This window comes from Pontibacillus marinus BH030004 = DSM 16465, assembly GCF_000425225.1.
GTDB lineage: Bacteria > Bacillota > Bacilli > Bacillales > BH030062 > Pontibacillus > Pontibacillus marinus.
Genome location: NZ_AULJ01000012.1, coordinates 57,826 through 76,113, shown reverse-complemented (window position 1 = coordinate 76,113; position 18,288 = coordinate 57,826). Strand labels below are relative to the sequence as shown.

General features: G+C 40.8%; 16 protein-coding genes. 2 read left to right on the top strand and 14 right to left on the bottom strand.

Annotation, left to right across the window (positions count from 1 at the left end; all coding sequences use genetic code 11):
- Position 1: 1 nt before the first annotated feature.
- The 14 genes from H514_RS0102585 to H514_RS0102515 all read right to left on the bottom strand — a co-directional run bounded on the left by H514_RS0102585 (position 2) and on the right by H514_RS0102515 (position 15,739).
- Entirely contained in the window at positions 2-286 is a 285-nt protein-coding gene (locus H514_RS0102585) for a hypothetical protein (RefSeq protein ID WP_027445532.1), read from the bottom strand.
- Positions 287-307: 21 nt separating this feature from the next.
- Complete coding sequence (locus H514_RS0102580) at positions 308-1,144, bottom strand: alpha/beta fold hydrolase (RefSeq protein WP_027445531.1); 837 nt, start codon at positions 1,142-1,144, stop codon at positions 308-310.
- A gap of 501 nt (positions 1,145-1,645) precedes the next feature.
- Entirely contained in the window at positions 1,646-2,515 is an 870-nt protein-coding gene (locus H514_RS0102570; protein WP_027445529.1) for a cupin domain-containing protein, read from the bottom strand.
- A 130-nt stretch (positions 2,516-2,645) separates the two neighbouring features.
- Entirely contained in the window at positions 2,646-3,902 is a 1,257-nt protein-coding gene (locus H514_RS0102565) for a glutamate-5-semialdehyde dehydrogenase (protein WP_027445528.1), read from the bottom strand.
- Between the two features lie 18 nt (positions 3,903-3,920).
- Positions 3,921-5,054 (bottom strand): glutamate 5-kinase, encoded by a 1,134-nt coding sequence (proB, locus tag H514_RS0102560; RefSeq protein WP_027445527.1) that lies wholly within the window; start codon positions 5,052-5,054, stop codon positions 3,921-3,923.
- A gap of 61 nt (positions 5,055-5,115) precedes the next feature.
- Positions 5,116-5,949: a pyrroline-5-carboxylate reductase gene (gene proC / locus H514_RS0102555; RefSeq protein WP_027445526.1), complete on the bottom strand. Its 834-nt coding sequence runs from the start codon at positions 5,947-5,949 to the stop codon at positions 5,116-5,118.
- Between the two features lie 392 nt (positions 5,950-6,341).
- A complete protein-coding gene (locus tag H514_RS0102550; protein ID WP_027445525.1) occupies positions 6,342-6,959 on the bottom strand; it encodes a DUF421 domain-containing protein in 618 nt (205 codons plus the stop codon).
- 118 nt (positions 6,960-7,077) lie between these two features.
- The gene (locus tag H514_RS0102545) at positions 7,078-8,232 is read right to left on the bottom strand and encodes a saccharopine dehydrogenase C-terminal domain-containing protein (protein WP_027445524.1); all 1,155 of its coding nucleotides are present in this window, start codon (positions 8,230-8,232) and stop codon (positions 7,078-7,080) included.
- Between the two features lie 32 nt (positions 8,233-8,264).
- Positions 8,265-9,767, bottom strand: a complete 1,503-nt coding sequence (locus H514_RS0102540) for an aldehyde dehydrogenase family protein (protein ID WP_027445523.1) — start codon at positions 9,765-9,767, stop codon at positions 8,265-8,267.
- Positions 9,768-9,788: 21 nt separating this feature from the next.
- Entirely contained in the window at positions 9,789-11,438 is a 1,650-nt protein-coding gene (locus H514_RS0102535; protein WP_027445522.1) for a thiamine pyrophosphate-dependent enzyme, read from the bottom strand.
- On the bottom strand, positions 11,425-12,612 hold the full coding sequence (locus tag H514_RS0102530; RefSeq protein WP_027445521.1) for an LL-diaminopimelate aminotransferase: 1,188 nt from the start codon (positions 12,610-12,612) through the stop codon (positions 11,425-11,427). The genes H514_RS0102535 and H514_RS0102530 overlap by 14 nt, the downstream gene beginning before the upstream one ends.
- Before the next feature lie 181 nt (positions 12,613-12,793).
- Positions 12,794-13,327: a hypothetical protein gene (locus tag H514_RS23855; protein WP_027445520.1), complete on the bottom strand. Its 534-nt coding sequence runs from the start codon at positions 13,325-13,327 to the stop codon at positions 12,794-12,796.
- Positions 13,328-13,565: 238 nt separating this feature from the next.
- A complete protein-coding gene (locus H514_RS0102520; RefSeq protein WP_027445519.1) occupies positions 13,566-14,111 on the bottom strand; it encodes an NUDIX hydrolase in 546 nt (181 codons plus the stop codon).
- A gap of 107 nt (positions 14,112-14,218) precedes the next feature.
- A complete protein-coding gene (locus H514_RS0102515) occupies positions 14,219-15,739 on the bottom strand; it encodes a carboxypeptidase M32 (protein WP_027445518.1) in 1,521 nt (506 codons plus the stop codon).
- Positions 15,740-15,981: 242 nt separating this feature from the next.
- On the opposite strand from H514_RS0102515, the gene H514_RS0102510 reads away from it, so the two are divergent.
- Positions 15,982-17,286 (top strand): globin-coupled sensor protein, encoded by a 1,305-nt coding sequence (locus tag H514_RS0102510; RefSeq protein WP_051254999.1) that lies wholly within the window; start codon positions 15,982-15,984, stop codon positions 17,284-17,286.
- 380 nt (positions 17,287-17,666) lie between these two features.
- A complete protein-coding gene (locus H514_RS0102500) occupies positions 17,667-18,266 on the top strand; it encodes a hypothetical protein (protein ID WP_027445516.1) in 600 nt (199 codons plus the stop codon).
- Positions 18,267-18,288 lie beyond the last annotated feature (22 nt).

The following is an 18,288-nucleotide window of genomic DNA, read 5'->3' as shown; positions in this document are numbered from 1 at the left end:
ACTAGCTCCCTCTCTTTTCTTTCCTACGCTTTACATCCATAGCGAAATGAACAATAAGCATAATCAAACTATTGATATAAAGCACTGACATTAAGTAAGCAGAGGTAAAGCCTATACTTGGATTGTGAGTGATGGATGCGTAGATCATCCCGAAAATATGAAAGAAAACGGGAACACCGATCATAATCAGACTAAAGATGAGCGTTGATTTTTTCTTTTTAATCCGTTTGTTAAACAGGTACCAACTGCCAATAATAATCAAAGCAGCCATGATATAAAGAAACATAGGGAATCTCCTTTCACTTTTCTATCCCACTGACCAATGCGACCGTATTTCATCCGCCACTACATCCGGAAGATCCCAATGAACTAAGTGAGTTGCATTCGGTATACTTTTCACTTTCCCGCTTGCTTTCTTTTCAAAAATACGTGAGGTCATTTTTCGTTTATCTTCCCACGACTGCGGCAAGGTAGCTCGAAGTAACAGAATATCGGGCGGTAGCTGTTCATAAATATCCTCAGCTTCGTGTTTATGCATGGCTTTTATGAAATGGGCAGCTGTTTTACCCCTAGCATGCCAATAGTATTTTTGATTTTTTACCGTGTACAGATCTTTAGCAGCTATTTCGAGTAGAGGTGACCAATTCGATGTATCGCTTTTGACAACATCTAAAAACGCTTCCCATGAATGAACATACTCCTCAAAATCTTTTTCATAGAATGCAATTTCTTCTTCTACAGTTTGATCTGAATGTCTTTTCCCTTGATAACCTCCATCTATCAAAATCGTTCCTTTTACTTTTTCAGGATAGGAAGCTATATAAAATAAAGATACAAAACTTCCCCAGGAATGCGATAGAAAATAGAATTCTTCTACTTCTAATTGTTCGATAATGCCATCAACCCATGTAGCCATATTAGGCATTTCATATTCCTTTGATTGTTCGAAAGGATCTGTTTTCCCGTGACCAGGCGCATCTACAGAAATCAATCGATACTCGTCTTTTAATCGATCAGCTATTTCAATAAAACTAAGACTTGTACTCCCTAAACCATGCAGGCAAAAAATGACCGGGTTTTGTTTATGTCCCCATTCAGTTATATGTATGGTTTGTGTACCTTGATTCATAAAATATCTTTCCATAATTGCCAACTCCTACAGTTGTTAAAAGCTTTGATAAGTGTAAAATTCTACTCTAACTTATGAATTCCTTCTTTCACCTAAAATTTGTTAAACACTTACTACGTTTTCTCCCTATTAAAAAAGACGCTACAAGTTGGGAAGCCCTTGAGGATTTTTAAATAGATTCGTAGGGCTTGTATGATTAATGGGGATTAGATTTTGTTCGGAGCTCTTCTGCTTCTCAGTGGAGCACTGGACTTTTGCGCGGAGCACCATCACTTCTGCGCGGAACCCCTATTTCTGCGCGCATCTCCATCCCCCCAAGCAAATAATGCCATCTTATTAGGCTTACACCTACATAAGATGGCTCTTCTAATACAAACAATATGTTCACTCTTGCCCCCGAGGCTTTCTCTCCCTCGAATTTTCTCTTGTAACGTTTCTCCCCCTTCTTCCTCATTTCCTTCAAAAAATGTAAAAAAGAGCAATCTCCTCTTAAGGAAATGCTCTTTTTATCTACAACTATTCTTCCGCAGCTAAAGCCTCTGCTTTTGTTCTATGAACGGTCCCCTTTGGATGTTCTGGCGGGGCGTAGATCGAATAAATCTTCAATGGCTCATCTCCTGTATTGGTTAGATTATGCCATTTTCCAGAAGGAACCATGATGGCATAGTCATCCTTTACTTTCTTTTCAAACGTTAGGTTGTTTTTTCGATCCCCCATTTGAACAAGGCCTTTTCCTCCTTCGACCCGAAGGAATTGATCGACATCATGAACTTCTAACCCAATGTCATCTCCTGGTTGAATACTCATTAGGGTCACTTGTAGATGTTCACCGGTCCAGATCGCTTTTCGGAAATTTTTATTTTTCACTGTTGCCTTTTCAATATTGACCACATACGGCTCTCCACCATAATCTTTTCTTGCTTCCCGATTCAGGTTTCCCAGTCTAGTTGCATGATCGCTTTCATTATTCAGAGCCCAATGAAAAACATTTTGAACAAGCGGGTGTTGAGTAAGTAAGAGACTATTCTGATACTCTTCATACCCTGCAACTTCTGCTTCATAAGCTCTTTGTAACCCTTCTTGGTAATTGTTAAAAGGAACTTGCTCAATTTGGTACGTTGGCTGAGTTCCTGTTAGGTTCACATATAAATCCGTAAATTGATTTACGTGCGCTCTTTTGTTTTCTAATGACTGAAGAATGTGGTTTTGATGGTTTTCATCTGGTGCCATTTGCGCTAAGCGATGATAAACATCCATCGTTGAAGCTTCTCGTTGAATGCTAGAGCGTATAGCTTCACTTATTTGCTCTTCTGCTCCTTGATGATTTCGTGGCATAACGTTTGGTTGTTGAACGTAATACGGATACGTTCCTGGTTCATAGTACATGTACTCATCCCCTTCTTAAATATACACCACCATGATATGCCTATCCTCAGAGAATGGTACTTAACTATCCATATATACCCATTAAAAAACATGCCCAGATTTTCACATCTGAGCATGCCTTCCTCTTTTTCTATCGAATTTGTCCATTTCCACTCATCATATATTTTACAGTCGTTAATGCTGGTAGTCCCATAGGTCCTCTTGCATGAAGCTTTTGTGTGGAAATACCAATTTCTGCGCCGAAGCCTAGTGCTCCTCCATCTGTGAATCGAGTTGAAGCGTTATGATAAAGAGCTGCAGCATCTACTAGTTTCATAAACGTATCTGCATTCTTCTCACTCTCAGTCACAATGGCTTCAGAGTGCTTCGTACCGTACGTTTCAATATGCTCAATAGCCTCCACTACATCTGCAACGGTTTTTACTGCGATATCTTTGCTCAGATATTCACTACTCCAGTCTTGCTCACCAGCTGGCTTCGTGCCAGGGATTGCTTCTTGAGCAAAGTCATCCCCATGTGTGGAAATCTCATGCTTTTGCAAGGTTTCAATCAACTCGTCTTTATGCGCATCTAACCACGCCTTATGAATAATCACCGTTTCAGCTGCGTTACATACAGCTGGACGATCAGTTTTAGCGTTGACCAAAATATTGAGAGCCTTTTCTACTTCCGCATGTTCATCGATGTAAATATGACAATTCCCTACTCCTGTTTCTAGTACAGGTACAGTTGCATTGTCGACTACAGCTTTAATCAGAGAACCGCCTCCACGAGGAATCAGAACGTCTACATGCTCTTTCATAGTAAACAATTCCTGTGTGGCTTTTCGGTCCGTACTATCGATAAACTGAATCGCATCAGTCGGGATTTTCGTTTCTTCTAATCCTTGCTTCATCACATCGACAATGGCTTTGTTGGATGTGATGGCTGAAGATCCACCTTTTAACACGATTGCATTTCCGGATTTAAGAGCTAGCCCTGTCGCATCCACGGTTACGTTAGGACGGGCTTCGTAAATCATGCCGATCACACCTAATGGGACTGCTACTTGTTTTACATCTAATCCATTTTCTAGCTCCCACTGGGAATGAATTTGACCAGTTGGATCCTCTAATTCAGCTACGTCCCGTAATCCTTGGGCAAAATCAAACACACGTTGTTTTGAAAGAGCCAAACGATCCATAAAGGCGTCTTCATACCCTTTTTCACGTCCTTTTGCCAAATCCTCTTCGTTTGCTTTCAGGATGGTTTCGTAGTTCGTTTCTAAGGTTTTGGCTAATGTAATGAGGGCTTCATTTTTCTCTTCCGTTGAAAGTATAGATAGTTTTTTCGATGCTTTCTTCGCTTCTATGGCTTGCTTTTCGACGTTAATGTTTGTTGTTAGCATCCAATCCTCCTTTAAATTTTAAACTCCAATTGGAATAGAGATTTCAAGATGACATACAAGGTCATCACTTTCGACTGCAGCTTGCTGGTATTGTTCAAGATCTTTACTTTCAGATTCTTTAATTTGCTTAAACGTTTCTGAAGAATAATTCACAACGCCAAGGCCGACTTCTTCCCCTTCAAGATCAAGAATGCGGACAACAGCGCCTTCATCAAAATCACCTTTTACACTATGAACATTTTCCGGTTGAAGGCTTTCTTTCGCTTCAATTACCGTCTCAACAGTTGAGGCATCAACAATTACGTCACCCTCTGGACCTGAGTTAAACGCAATCCATTGTTGTTTTTGATCCAAATTATTCGACTCAACATCTGAAGAAAAGTACGTTCCAACCGCTTCGTTATGAGCTGCTTTATAGACGATATCGGGGTTACTCGCTTTTCCTAAGAAAGAGGAAATTCCTGACGCCATGGCGATTTTAAAGGCATCAATTTTGGATCGCATGCCTCCTGTACCAACTGCGCTTCCTGGTTCTCCTGCTACAGCTTCGATTTCAGGTGTGATTTCTTGCACCTGTGTAATCAGCTCTGCATCTGGGTTGTCAGATGGGTTGTCATCATACAATCCTTCAATGTCGGATAAAATAATGAGCTGATCCGCATCCACTAACCCTGCTACTTTGGCAGAAAGGGTGTCGTTATCACCGAACTTTAAAAAGTCCATTGTGATGGTATCGTTCTCGTTCACGATTGGGATAATTCCACGCTCAAGAAGAACATTGATTGTATTTCGGGCGTTATTATATCGATTCTCATCAGAAAAATCGCTGCGGGTGATGAGGATTTGAGAGGCTACATAGCCATGGGATATAAAGAGGTCTGAATAAGATTCAATCAGAAGTCCCTGACCAATAGATGCAGCTGCCTGCTTTTCAGGTAATGAACTTGGTCGAGATAAACAGCCAAGTCGACGATATCCAGCAGCAACTGCCCCAGATGATACAAGTAAAACTTCGTGCCCTTCATCTTTTAATCGGACGACTTCATCGACTAATTTTTCGAGCTTACGACGGCTAATTTCACCTTGTAAGCTCGTTAACGAACTACTTCCTATCTTAATTACAATGCGTTTCTTTTCGGTATCAGGTACCACTCGCTCACTCCTAGTTTCACATTTCTATCGTTGTACGTTTTATTGGTAGTTGATTTTTTTATTATGAATGGACAAGTGGCTTCATCTGCTCACTAATCTCTTTCGATCGTTTGGCAGCACCTTTTACAGCTTCTGATAGAGCTTCGCCTCCACCATGAGCATTTAATGCATCAAGTCCTGCTGCTGTTGTTCCATTCGGAGATGTTACTTTCTTTCTAAGTTCTGTTGGGGTGTCGTCTTGTTCGAGCATCATCTTTCCAGCACCAAGAATCGTTTGTGCTGCAATGCTACGAGCTGTTTCACGGTCTAAACCGCCTTCTACACCCGCTTCTTCAATATGTTCCATAAGATTATAAAAATACGCTGGGCCGCTTCCTGCGATTCCTGTGAAAATATCCATGTTGGATTCATCAATGACATAGGCTTCTCCAATGCCTTCCATTAAAGATTTCACAGTGTCTACTCGTTGTTCTGGTGTATAAGTTCCTGGAGATATAGCGGTAGACGATTCACTGATCATGCTTGAAGTGTTTGGCATGACACGAATCACCTGTTGTTGCGGTAGATATTCCTCAATGTAGGATGTGGAGATTCCTGCTAAGACAGAAACCAATAATTGCTCGGGTTTTACTTTATCTTGTAGATGGTCAAGTACATGATCAATATCCTTTGGTTTCATAGCTAAAATGAATAGGTCAATAGACTCATAATCTAATTGATCACGATTAACCGCTTTGATTCCATATTTCACTTTTAATTCTTGTAAACGGTTGTGATTGCTTTTGTTACTCACGATGATTTGTTTAGGTGATAGTTTACCAGATTGAACAATACCTGAGATCATAGCCTCAGCCATAGATCCGGCTCCTAGAAAAGCAATTGTTTGATTCACGATGTATGCACGCTCCTGTTCGTATGTAACGTTCGGATTTTTTTGCAACGTTGTTAATCATAACAAACCGATTTTTTTAAGCAAGGGCTTTCTAGGAAGTCATGCGGAAATATCCGAAAAACTGAAGGAAAGCGGTTACATGAAGAGCTATGTGATCTAGATACCATCTCATAAAAAATAAATCGCTCTTATCCTTCTATTTGCAAACGTTTCATTTCCAGTTTAAGCCGAATTTAGACAACCGCTTTAATGCATTAAAAACTAAAAACGGTCACTCTTTATGAAGTGACCGATTCTTTCCTTTTCTTCACAAGGAAGACTATAGTCTGATGTACTTTAATGGCCCTTAGGTAAAAAGGATGATCTTTACAACCTTCCGCGTTAAATTGAATTTTCTATTGCAATTTATCAGGAAAGTTTTCTTTTGCATGTTTATCTTGAATTTCAGAAAACATCGTTTCGTTAGGGGCAGGTGTAGTTGCTAATTGAGCTTTTAACTGCTCCAATTGCTGCGCGTTACTTTCCAATGCTTGAATTAACTGTTGAAATTCCTTCTTTGTTACGGGTTGTGAATCTTGTTTTAAAGTAAATCCAATTTGACCGTTTGGCTCTAATGTGGCCCATTTTACGTCACTTAAATTAGGTACATTTTGTTGCCGTAAATTCATTTCTAACTGATCGACAGTCATCCTTAGCTTTGCAAGTGTTTTTTCTTGCACTACTCCGTTCTGAATAACGACTTTCGATTTGCCTGTGATTAACTTCTCTAATCCATCCGATTTCACTTGAATGAATTCCATAACAATTAAAGTCAAAACCAAGATGCCACCTACCATAAAGGTAACCCATACATTCTTTCCTGCTACAGGTTGAATAAGCAATGAGCCGATCGCAATCATAATGACAGTTTCAGCTAATGTCATTTGGGAGATGGTTTTTCTTCCAGCTATTCGCAATAAAAACGTACCTACAATAACAATTAAAGCTGATTTCCATATGAAATCCCAATCCATGATCTTCCCCCCTACTATGATTTTTTATTAGATTGTGCTTTAAAAGTCTGATCTATTCGGTATTCAAATATAAAAGAGGTGCCAATCCACATGTGATTGACACCCCTACTCTTATCGATCAGTCAGAGGAGCTTCCTTCTGAAATATTGACTCCTCGTTTCATCATTTCTTCAATATACAACTCTCCAGGAACAATGTTTTCCGGAGGATGTACGCCTCGTTTCGTAATTGCACCGCTTCCGATCATTTGTGCAACCACGGAAATGGTGTTCGCTGTTGCCCTAGCCATTGCTGTGACATTACTCGCTCGGTCTTTATACGTCACCATTTCATACTCGTAAGTTTTTTGGACTCCGTTCTTTTTTCCTGCTACCAATACACGCAAAAGTACAGCATCATCTTTATCTTTTAAAGCCACAATCGGATCAATCGTCTTCAATAACACCTCACGAGGTTTTACTTTTCTTCCATCGAGCTCAATTTCATAATCATTTCGTGTAAGGTTTAAGTCTACTAATAGGCGCATTTTATCCGCATGGCCCGGATAACGAATGGTTTTATACTCTAACGTATCTAAGTAAGGATAGGATTTAGGTAAGGTCGATGTCCCACCTGATGTATGGAACGACTCAAGCGGACCAAACTTTTCAAAATACAGGCGTTCCACCTCAGATAGTGAGGGTACCTGTTGTTCTTTTCCATTTCGAATAATGGTAGATGGATCTGTATAGTGATCAAGTAAGCCTTCCATGGAAAAGACGTGATTATATTCAAGTGGAGGATCTGGTTTCACGGGAATGCCCCCGACATAAAGCTTAATCGAATGAGGCTGATCCAGTTTACTGACGCCATAACCTGATAGGATATTGATCATACCAGGAGCTACACCTAAATCGGGTATGACAGTCACTCCAGCTGCTTTCGCTTGATCGTGCATGCTCAACACTTGATCCGTCACATGACCAATATGACCACCTAAATCGACGGAGCTAATCCCCACTTTTATGGCTGTTTCTGCTACTATCTCATTAAAAGAATAGAACAACGCATTAATGACAACGTCGAACTTACTCAAAAATTGAGCTAGATCATTGGCATCTCCAGCATCCACTTTATATGCTTGAATTTTAGAAGATCCAAGCTGCTGACATACCTCCTCTGCACGCGAAAGATCGATATCAGCTAAGCCTACTTCTTTCACACCTGAACTTTGCACTAAATCACGTGCAGCCTCTTTCCCCATCAAACCTGAGCCTAGTACAGCTACCTTCATATTCGATTCCCCCTTACCCTAATAAGCTTTCTTTATTCTACGTCAATTTGAGCACGTTGTAACTTTCCGCTGTAGTCTACATAGACCGCTTTCCATTCCGTAAACACATCGAGTGCCGCTACACCGGAATCCCGATGGCCATTCCCTGTTCCTTTTGTCCCACCAAAAGGAAGATGGATTTCAGCGCCAGTTGTTCCAGCATTAACGTAGACGATTCCTGTATCTAAATCACGTTGGGCAGCAAACACTTTGTTCACATCTTTTGTAAAAATGGAACTAGAAAGCCCATACTCCACTCCGTTATTCACCTCAATCGCTTCTTCAAAAGACTTCACGGGTATGAGTGACACCACAGGTCCGAATATTTCTTCTTGAGCGATGCGCATGTCAGGTGTAGCATCGGTAAATAGGGTTGGTGCAAAATAATAGCCACTCGCATGTTTGTCATCGTTTAACACGTAGCCGCCAGCGAGCAGTTTGGCTCCTTCACTCTTGCCGATCTCCATATATTTTTCTATCTTCTCAAGTCCTGCTTTATTAATAATGGGACCTACTTTAACCGATTCATCCAAACCGTTTCCGATCGAGAGCTTTGCCATCTCATTTAGAAGTTGCTCTTCTAATTTCTCCTTTATATCCTCATGAACAATAACACGACTACATGCCGTACAGCGCTGACCACTCGTTCCAAAAGCACTCCAGAGAATGCCTTCCACAGCTAAGGACAGATCTGCATCGTCCATGACCGTAATGGCGTTTTTCCCTCCCATCTCAAGCGAGACCTTTTTTAATTTCTGTCCGCACTTCCCTGCAACGTTTCTTCCAACATCATTGGATCCTGTAAACGAAATCACGCGGATATCATCATGCTCTACCATGGCATCTCCAACTGTTGAACCTGATCCAAACACAAGGTTCAGCACCCCTTTAGGCAGGCCTGCTTCTTCAAAGATTTTGGTCAGTTCATAGGCCATTAACGGGGTTTCTGTAGCAGGCTTCCAAATCACCGCATTACCCGCAACAATAGCCGGGAAGGACTTCCATGTGGCGATCGCAATCGGGAAGTTCCAAGGTGTAATAATACCCACAACGCCAACCGGGGAACGAACACTCATGGCAAATTTATCTTTTAGTTCAGAAGGTGTCGTCTGTCCAAACAAGCGGCGCCCTTCTCCTGCCATATAAAACGCCATATCAATTCCTTCTTGTACTTCCCCACGTGCTTCTTCGATTACTTTGCCATTTTCCATCGTTAAAATTTGAGAAAGATCTTCTTTTCTTTCTTTCATTAATAAGCCTACACGGTGTAAAACTTCTGCTCGTTGAGGAGCCGGCACCAGTGCCCAGGATTTTTGTGCTCGTTTGGCTATCTGAACAGCCTGATCCACCTCTCCCTCACTTGATAGTGGAACCTGAACAAGCGACTCTAATGTAGCAGGGTTTGTAACCGATGCGTATTGACCACTTGAAGAATCCACCCACTCCCCATCCATGTAATTCTTCAACTTCTCCACTTTAATGAGTGTTTTTGACATGTAAGTAACCTCCTTAATTGATTATCTATGTTTATCTCGCACTTGTTGAATGGTTGATGAAACAGATATTTGTTCGGGATCACTTTCAATTTCAATAACGGCAGCAACACCTCCATTCATGGCTTCCGTTAGTGCCTCTTCAAATTCTTCAATCGTTCTAACAAAAAATCCTCGAGCTCCCATCCCTTTTGCTATCTCAGCAAACTGAACACTCCCTAAATTTGTTCCAATGGTTTTGTATGGATAATGGATTTCCTGATGCATGCGAATGGTTCCGTACATCTGGTTGTTGAAGACAACACTAATAATCGGGATGTTGCATCGCACCGCCGTCTCAAGTTCTTGCATCGTCATCATAAACCCACCATCCCCTGATAAAGAGACAACGGTACGTTCTGGTCGAGCCAGCTTAGCTCCCAAAGCTGCTGGCATTCCATATCCCATCGCACCTGAAGTTGGGCCGACATACGTGTTCCTTTTCCTAAATTGATAAAAAGAATGGAGCCATCCAGCAAAATTCCCTGCATCATTCGTCAAAACGGCATCTTGTGTGAGAAGCTTTTGCATGGTTGCGATCACATTTTGATTGAAGGATTCCTTATCGATCGAGGTTGCATCCTCATAAGCTCTTCTTCTTTCCTTCCGCCATTCGCTCCACCTCGTTGTTACATTGATTTTCGAAAGGGCCTGCAGACTTTCTTTTAGATCGGCCACTACCCCTACATCCGGCGCAAAGACGTTTCCAATCACTTCAAAATCAATATCAACGTGAATGAGCTTATGGTCTTTGTTGATAATCGAATAATCCTGTGTGGTCACCTCTGATAACCGTGTTCCAAAAGCTAATATCGTGTCGGCTTTTTCTACAGTTTCCAATAGATTGGTGTGGGTCCCTAACCCTAAATGGCCCACATAATGCTCATCGTCATTTGGAAACACATCATGCCTGCGGAAGGCTGCCATCACTGGTATTTCGTATGTTTTAGCAAACCCCCAGAGGCTCAGCTCGGCTCCTGACCGTTGCACGCCACCTCCAGCAATAATCAAGGGACGCTCTGCTTCGTGCAACAATGACTCAATCGCTTCTATCTCTTTTACTGAAGGTCTTGGCGCAGGTTTTTGAACAGGGTTGGCAAAACTCATGAAAGCTTTCTCAATCAGCATATCCTCTGGCAACGACACGACGACAGGGCCCGGCCTCCCTGTTTGCGCAATTCGAAAAGCTCGCTGGACAAGTTCTGGCACACGTTTGGCATCCTGAATTTCAACCGTCCATTTGGCGATATGGCTAAAATACTGGTCAAGATCGATCTCTTGAAACCCTTCTCGTCCTCTGAAATCGCGATGAACCTGACCGAGAAAAACGACCATTGGCGTTGAATCCTGATAAGCAGTATGAACGCCAATCGTTAAATTTGATCCGCCCACACCCCGTGTAGCCATCACAACACCTGGTTTCCCACTGGCTTTGGCATAGCCTTCTGCCATAAAGGAAGCACCACCTTCATGCCTGGCTGAAATGAGTGCAATTGACTCCTCATCATGAATGGCATCAAGCACAGGTAAATAACTCTCACCTGGCACACAAAAGACATGGGATACAGATTCTCGTTTCATGCATTCAATAATCGCTTTCGCTCCACTTTTCGGTTGGTTCTTATTTGGAATCATCCACGTCTCCTCCTGCTTGGAAGGTTTTCATTCGTTGCACAGCTTCTCTCAACCGTTCATTGGGAACTGAAAGCGAAATGCGAAAATAACCTTCACCTTGTGCTCCGAAAGCTGTACCAGGTGTAACGATAACGCCCGCTTCCTCTAACATCTTTTCAGCGAATGCTTTAGAGGTTTGAGTGCCAGGCACCTTGGCCCAAATGAAAAAGGTTCCTCTTGGCTTTTCAGCATGGATGCCCATCTCCCACAAGGCTTCGAGCATCGTCTCCATTCGTTTTTGATAAATGGCATTGTTATGGCGAACAGCTGCTAAGTTACTTTGTAATGCGGTCACACCAGCTTTTTGGATCGGTAAAAATTGGCCTGTATCGGTATTGCTTTTCACAATAGACAGTGCGCGAATAATTTCCTTGTTCCCAACCACATAACCGATTCGCCAGCCCGTCATATTAAAGCTTTTCGATAACGAGCCAAACTCTACCGCAACCTCTTTAGCACCTGGAACTTGCATAATACTCGGGGCCTGGTAATCATCAAACGTGACCAATCCGTATGCAGCATCCTGAGCGATACATAAGTTGTGTTTGTTTGCGAATAGAACCGCTTCTAAAAACGTATCCATCTCCACTGTCGCACCAGTGGGATTGCTAGGGTAGTTTAAAAGCATGAGCTTGGCATGTTTAAGTTCTTCCTTATCTAATTGATCGAACATAGGAACATACCCTCTGTCAGGATCGAGCGGTAAAGGTACGCTTTTTCCATATGCAAGATGCACCGCAGAATCATAAACGGGATAACCTGGGTCTGGAATGAGAACCCCCTCACCTGGATCAATCACGGCTGATATCATGTGAGCTATGCCCTCTTTAGACCCAATCAAGGTCAGAACTTCCTTATCAGGATCCAAACTGACGTTATACTGCTTTTCATAAAATGCGGCGACAGCTTCTCTAAACTCCTGTGTACCTGCATACGGCGCATATTTGTGATGTTCCGGTTTTACCGCTTCTTCCTTGAGTCGATCCACAATGAAATCTGGTGTAGGCAAGTCAGGTGCACCAATTCCGAGGTCAATCACATCAACCCCTTTGGCTTGCAGACGTTTCTTCTTTTCATGAAAAACTGAAAACAAATAAGGTGGTAAACTTTGAACCTGTTTTGAAGCATAGGACATCTTTGGTCACCCCGCTTATGATCAGATTGAATGAACCTGTTTAGATTTCTTCCTTATATAGATAAGATCAGTTATTCTATCCTATTAAGACACTTGTCTTTTCATTAATGGATTTTTTGAAGAAAAAAATACTCAGAGCTTGATAGGCTCTGAGTATGGAAAGAAGGCTATATGGTTTTCTCTAATGAATCATCGAATTTATAGCTTTGAATAGTTGCACATACAATGATTCGTAGTCCTGATCTTCTTCACGTGGATGTTGATATGTTATCGACCTATTGAAAGTCGTGCCGTTTTCATCTTTAAAAGATCCTGTTGCAAAGAAGAGGTTGTATCCAGGGTCATCAACCCACCCTAAACCTGTATTAGGGTGTAAGAATACATAAGCTTCAGCGTATGTATCGATAAAAAACACAGGATAAGGTAAGCTTTTAAAAACAGGTGCAAACTCAGGTGTATCTGCTTCTTCATGCACATTGTTCATTACGAAAAGTGCGTCATAATTAGCATCTTCACCTTTTTTGAAAAGGTATTCTCTATCGACTTGAACAAATTGAATTCGTTCAAACTTGTACGCTGGCATTTCTCCATATACAGCAATTTTCAGCCGAGGTCCTTCGTATGTAACTTGCTCTTCTGCATCTCCTTCAGATGAACAACCTAAGAGCGAAACTCCTAATATAAAAAGGACAAGCCCTAGTATGGATCGTTTCATAAAATCACACTTTCTGTTAAAAATCTCTGGTGTGCCGGTGCCCAGCGCTCCCTACGGACATTTGTTCCGCTATTTGCACTGATTCAAGGGGAAAGCCTTCCTTTGCGGACATTTATTCCGCTATTTGAGACAAAACAGATGTTTTCTTTCTTATTTTGATGAGATAACGGAATAGATGTCCGTAAGCATTCACCAAATCGCTTTATCTATGAAAATAGTGGAACAAATGTCCGTTGGCTTAACATGTACCAAGATAGGCTCTAGCCATATAGTAGCCATTGGCGGTAAACAATTGGGTTTTGATCTGATTGTTTTGGAGTATGTTCCCCATCTCTCCAAAATCGATCAGCTCAACCCTAATCTCTTCGTTCTCATCCAAATCTTGCTCGAATTCTTTATAAGCATCTTGTATTAAATAGGTTCTGACCTTATTCGTCTGTGTTGCAGGGTTAACCATAAAATCTCCTAATAGAATAGGAGGTTTTTGCGAAACATATCCGGTTTCCTCTTTCACCTCTCTAAGTATCCCTTCTTCATGTGACTCGCCTTTTTCCATTTTACCTGCTGGAATCTCTAAAAAGAAATCTTCACCCGCATGTCTGTACTGTTTAACCAAAACCATTTGTTTCTCTTTCGTAAGAACTACTGCATTCACCCAGTCTTCATATTCATTTACATAGTAATCAATGATATTACTATTCGGGAGTTCACACTTTTCTTTTCTTAAGTTTCCAAATGGAGTTTGATATAGATATTCAGATTTTAACGTTTTCCATTTATCCATTCATAACCTTCCCTTCTAGCAATTATTTCAATATCTCTTTTGCATTTTCCTTCCAAAACATAAAAAGGACTAAACCCTAATAGATTTAGTCCTCAAATGCTAATCTCTTATTTTAAGTTATACAACTTCGAATACTTCTCTTCTAAATAGTTTACTAGATAATCCGAGTTCAGCTTCTCACCTGTCACCATCTCTATCAATTGACTTGGCTGATAGATGCTGCCGTGCTGGTGGATTTTTTCACGTAGCCATTCACGAATCTGAGTTAGATCACCTTGAGCGATTTGCTCGTAGAAACCAGGGATCTCTTTTTGAATGGTATTTAAAATCTGAGCAGAATAAAGGTTTCCTAGCGAATAGGTGTGGAAGTAGCCAATTGCACCGAATGACCAGTGAACATCTTGAAGGACACCGACACTATCATTATCTGGCACAATACCGAGATACTCTTCCATTTTCTCATTCCATACGCGCGGAAGATCTTTAACCTCAATATCGCCTGCAATCAAACCTTTTTCAATTTCATAACGAATCATGATGTGTAGGTTATACGTTAATTCATCCGCTTCAACTCGGATAAAGGATGGTTGAACACTATTCACAGCATGATAGAAATCTTCTCGAGAAACATCCTTCAGTTGTTCTGGGAATGTCTCTTGAAGGTCGCTGTAATGAGCCTGCCAAAATTCAGGAGTACGACCGACCATGTTTTCTAAGAATCGAGACTGGGACTCGTGAATTCCAAGAGACGTACCACCATTAAGACCTGTACCCTCAAGATCTTCTCTCACGCCCTGTTCATATAGCGCATGTCCAACCTCGTGAATCGTAGAGAATAAAGCAAATGAAAGATTATCCTCATCATAACGTGTTGTAATACGAACGTCACCAATATTTACTTTCTGTGCAAATGGATGCGCTGTTGCATCAAGACGTCCTGCTTCTGTGTCATAGCCAAGCTTTGGCAACAGATTATGTAAAAATTCTTCTTGCGTCTTAGTATCATAATTCTTCTCTAAGAATGAGCGATCCATCTTCGTACCAGAATTCTGAATGCGTTCAAGTAGGTTAATAGAACTTTCACGTAGGTCACGGAAAATCGGATCGATATCTTTCACTTTAAGTCCTGGTTCAAATGCGTCCATTAAGGCATCGTATGGATGATCTTCATATCCGTAATACTCCGCAAACTTACGCTTGAAGTCGACCATTTTTTCTAAATAAGGTTGATACGAAGCAAAATCGTTATTCGCGCGCGCCTCTTCCCACGCCTGATTCGCTTCTCCTGTTAAGACACTATACTCTTGGAAAAGATCTGTTGGGATGCTTTTACTACGCGTATAATTATGGTTGTAGTCACGTACTAGTGCCTGATCCTTTTCATCTAATGTCTCGTACACTTCAGGCTTCGTTAACTCCTCTAGCGCTTCACCCAATTCAGGTGAAATAGACATTTTGAAAACCTCAGTAGATACCGCCCCCATGGATTTCGCAAACGTACTGCGACCTTTTTTGGGAGCCTTCACCTTCTGATCCCATCCAGCCAAACTCAATATGCTTGAAAATGCAGAAATCTTCTCATCTAATTGCTTCAATTGTTGAAGCGACTCATTTACTGCTACTGCCATTCTCGATTCCTCCCTTTTGGAAATATTCTGATAATCATACGGATAAATCCAGTATAGCGTATTTCCCTTCGAGTTTCGAATTATTTCTCTATAAACTCATCGACAAATATCGGGTTATTTATAGTACAAAATACTTTTATAAATTGTCACAAAAAATTTCCAATACCAGTGTGGGTTTCCAACAATTTTCATTGTATAATGAAAAGACCTAAACTATTTACATGTTAGAAATGAGGAAAATGATGATTAAACAACTTTTACGAACCCAAACCAAGGAAAAGCCATTTGAATTTCGAGAAGACTTCGAGGGAAAGATACAAGTTAAGAGAAATAGTGACCTGGATAAGCAATTAAAAATGATAGACTTTCAAAAAGAAGACTTGTCTATCTTAAAATCACTACAGCCGATCATCCAAGAGAATATCCATGTAATCGTCAATCAGTTCTATAAAAACCTTGAGCATGAAGGCTCCTTAATGACGATTATCCAAGATAACAGCTCTGTTGATCGACTAAAAAAGACGCTTACCACTCATATCATCGAAATGTTCGATGGGATAGTAGACCCTTCATTCGTGGAAAAACGAAATAAAATTGCTTACATACACGTAAAGATCGGACTAAAACCGAAATGGTATATGTGTGCCTTCCAGGACCTTTTGCTATCTCTTATGCGCATTTTAGAAGAACATATTCAAGACCGAGATACATACATAAAAGCCATACAATCTACTACAAAAATGCTAAATATTGAACAACAACTTGTTTTAGAGGCGTTTGAACAAGAGAATGAACGTATCCGCAATCAACAAGAGGAGAGCAAAAATCAACTTCTAAGAGAAATTGACCATACGGCAGAAACACTTGCAGCTGTCTCACAGCAAACAAATGCCTCTTCTCAAGAAATAACGGCGAGATCTGAACAAATTTTATCCTTGTCTAGAAAAGGGGCCGAAATTTCTCATCAAGTAAAAGATCAATCCCAAACAGGGAAAAATGAGCTAGAAGCCCAGCAACAACAAATGAAACATATTCAAACAAGCATCACGGAAATGCTAGAAGAAATGAGTAAACTAACGGATATATCAAATGAGATCCGCCACATCGTCGATATCGTAACAGGAATTGCTGAACAGACGAACCTCCTAGCCTTAAATGCTGCCATTGAAGCAGCACGCGCTGGAGAACATGGCCAAGGGTTTGCAGTAGTAGCAAATGAAGTACGAAAGTTAGCCGAACAAACCAAAGAATCTGTATCCAATGTATCTTCACTGATCCACACCACCAATGAACAGATTGAAAGTGTTTCACACAATGCAACAGATATAGACCAGTTAATCTCAAACAGCACCTCCAACATGGACCAAATCAATCAATCTTTTAATGAGATTGTATCGGCTATGTCTCAGAGTAATGACTATAATGATTCCATTGAAAAAGAACTAGAGAACTTCACGTATGTCATTCAAGAAATTAATAGCGCCATTATGCACGTAACGGACTCATCCACACAACTTCATACATTGACGGAACAAACAAATCGCTAAAGAGGAAAAGCTCTCACCCTAACAGGATGAGAGCTTTCTTATTTTGTTAATCAGCAATCTCTGCAACGAGAAGACCCGCTACAAAAATGACTAAAAAGATCAGCAACACCACGATCGCTAAACCAACCTCCATGTGTGTCACCCCCTTATTCATCTAGTTGTGAAGATAGACTAGATTCATACTGAGAGATAGATATTTTCTATCTCACACTTTATTTATATGAGCGCTCTCCTCTTTTGACAGGGTGTTTGATAGATGGCATAAGCTTGTTTTTCTATGACTTCTATTAAAAATGGTCGAAATGCTTATCCATTTAATAGGTATCCACACTTCCTTTGTACAATCAGAGACATAAAATAGCTATGCAGGAGGTGAATGTATGAAGAATAAAAGGACAAATTCAGGAGGCATGTTGGACTTACCACACACTTTATTAAGGTCATTGACTATCCCAACATCCACTACGACCACAGACTCTTCCTCAAATAACACAAAACCTAAACCAAAGGATTTAACTAGCCTATTTGATGACCTAAACAAGCAATCCAAATACGATACCCTTTACTTTTTAGGTCAAAATGAGGAGAAAAAAACGAGTACCCCGACATTTCTTAATGAAAAAATTGAACTCCCCCAGCTGTCAGATAAAACCGTTAAGCTTTTACAGAATACAAGCTCCCAATTAATCGATCGAACAATCGAAAAAATTAGTGCCAACATAGCTGGAAAATTCGTAAACAAGGAGGGGATGAACCATATGTCTGATGACAAAAAATCAAGCACACTCTCGAATATGGTAGAAGGTATTCTGCAGGACGAGGGGATCCAAGACAGCATCAAACAAATAGCTGAAAGCATGAAATCTGAAGAAAACCAGGATAAGAACCATCTATCCGAAGATGCATTGCAAGATGTCTTGAATCACCCTGAAGTTCAGAGGCAAATCAATGATCTTTTTAAGAAGATGAAAGAAGAGTAGAAACAGAGCAGAAAGAATGCTA

What these genes read in the sequence shown, in the direction of transcription:
- H514_RS0102530 (WP_027445521.1), bottom strand. Translation starts at nt 12,612, where the DNA reads ATGTCCTATGCTTCAAAACAGGTTCAAAGTTTACCACCTTATTTGTTT.
- H514_RS0102520 (WP_027445519.1), bottom strand. Translation starts at nt 14,111, where the DNA reads ATGGATAAATGGAAAACGTTAAAATCTGAATATCTATATCAAACTCCA.
- H514_RS23855 (WP_027445520.1), bottom strand. Translation starts at nt 13,327, where the DNA reads ATGAAACGATCCATACTAGGGCTTGTCCTTTTTATATTAGGAGTTTCG.
- H514_RS0102570 (WP_027445529.1), bottom strand. Translation starts at nt 2,515, where the DNA reads ATGTACTATGAACCAGGAACGTATCCGTATTACGTTCAACAACCAAAC.
- H514_RS0102550 (WP_027445525.1), bottom strand. Translation starts at nt 6,959, where the DNA reads ATGGATTGGGATTTCATATGGAAATCAGCTTTAATTGTTATTGTAGGT.
- H514_RS0102515 (WP_027445518.1), bottom strand. Translation starts at nt 15,739, where the DNA reads ATGGCAGTAGCAGTAAATGAGTCGCTTCAACAATTGAAGCAATTAGAT.
- H514_RS0102500 (WP_027445516.1), top strand. Translation starts at nt 17,667, where the DNA reads ATGAAGAATAAAAGGACAAATTCAGGAGGCATGTTGGACTTACCACAC.
- H514_RS0102565 (WP_027445528.1), bottom strand. Translation starts at nt 3,902, where the DNA reads ATGCTAACAACAAACATTAACGTCGAAAAGCAAGCCATAGAAGCGAAG.
- H514_RS0102585 (WP_027445532.1), bottom strand. Translation starts at nt 286, where the DNA reads ATGTTTCTTTATATCATGGCTGCTTTGATTATTATTGGCAGTTGGTAC.
- H514_RS0102535 (WP_027445522.1), bottom strand. Translation starts at nt 11,438, where the DNA reads ATGATTCCAAATAAGAACCAACCGAAAAGTGGAGCGAAAGCGATTATT.
- H514_RS0102510 (WP_051254999.1), top strand. Translation starts at nt 15,982, where the DNA reads ATGATTAAACAACTTTTACGAACCCAAACCAAGGAAAAGCCATTTGAA.
- H514_RS0102540 (WP_027445523.1), bottom strand. Translation starts at nt 9,767, where the DNA reads ATGTCAAAAACACTCATTAAAGTGGAGAAGTTGAAGAATTACATGGAT.
- H514_RS0102545 (WP_027445524.1), bottom strand. Translation starts at nt 8,232, where the DNA reads ATGAAGGTAGCTGTACTAGGCTCAGGTTTGATGGGGAAAGAGGCTGCA.
- H514_RS0102580 (WP_027445531.1), bottom strand. Translation starts at nt 1,144, where the DNA reads ATGGAAAGATATTTTATGAATCAAGGTACACAAACCATACATATAACT.